The following is a 921-nucleotide window of genomic DNA, read 5'->3' as shown; positions in this document are numbered from 1 at the left end:
ACGTCTCCCACGCATCCAGATCGGAAACCTCGAGACCAAAATATCCTGTTTTTATTGCCATCATCACTCTCCCAATCATCCGTCGGTTAAATTCGTGTCCAGATCACACCATCAAATCCTGATTTTCTCCGGTGAGGACAAATCTGGCGAAATTTACTGAGCTTTTTTGCGGGTTAACAAAAAGATGATTTGATCCGGTATTTATGTCCCGGAAATATCTTTGCATCTGGCAATTGCGGTTGAATATCGAACCGCCGGAATTGGCCGTTAGCAAATTGACCGCGTCACGGCATTGCTTGACGATGTTGGCGGCATCCCATTTGTAAAAGACCCGCCGGTCAAGCGGCACATCCTCACCGCGCACCGCGAAGTCGGCCATCTCGTCGGCATCCCGGTTCAGCCGGAGATGTGCGCCGTCCAGAAGAGAATGGGCTTCTGCCAATACCTGCTGCGCCAAGGCGTCTTCCTTGAAGCCTGCCCCGGTATAAGCGCTCGTGCGCTTGCCTATGTAATCGAGGTAAAAATCGAATGCGCCATCGGCCATTCCCACCAATACGCTGGCCAAGGCCAAAGCGAACACGCAGCCGAAAGGCATTTTGTATGTGTCCGCGGTGAACGTCGCACGACCGGGTTCCGCTAACGCATAGCCTTCATTGATATTGTGAACGCGATAAGAGGGAACAAACGCGCTTTTAACAATGATGTCCTTGCTCCCAGTGCCGGACAGTCCGGCTGAATCCCACGACGATTGGACAATTTCGTAATCGCCAGGCGCCACCACCAAGGCAAGATGATTGGTTTCTCCGTTCTCCATTTCAACAAGAGCACCAAGGATAACCCAGGTCGCGTGGTCGCAGCCACTTGACCAGGACCAGCGGCCTTCGACGGCATAGCCGCCCTCCACGCGCCTCGCCTTTCCGA

1 protein-coding gene is annotated in these 921 nt (G+C 53.4%); it reads right to left on the bottom strand.

Annotated elements, in window-relative coordinates; genetic code table 11:
* Nucleotides 1-103 precede the first annotated feature (103 nt).
* A partial coding sequence (locus QMG56_RS23245) for a hypothetical protein (RefSeq protein ID WP_281825275.1) occupies nucleotides 104-921 on the bottom strand: 818 nt, incomplete at its 5' end.

It is taken from the genome of Sphingobium sp. BS19 (assembly GCF_027925545.1).
GTDB lineage: Bacteria > Pseudomonadota > Alphaproteobacteria > Sphingomonadales > Sphingomonadaceae > Sphingobium.
Note: the sequence above shows the minus strand (reverse complement) of the source record. Positions and strands in the feature narration are given on the sequence as shown.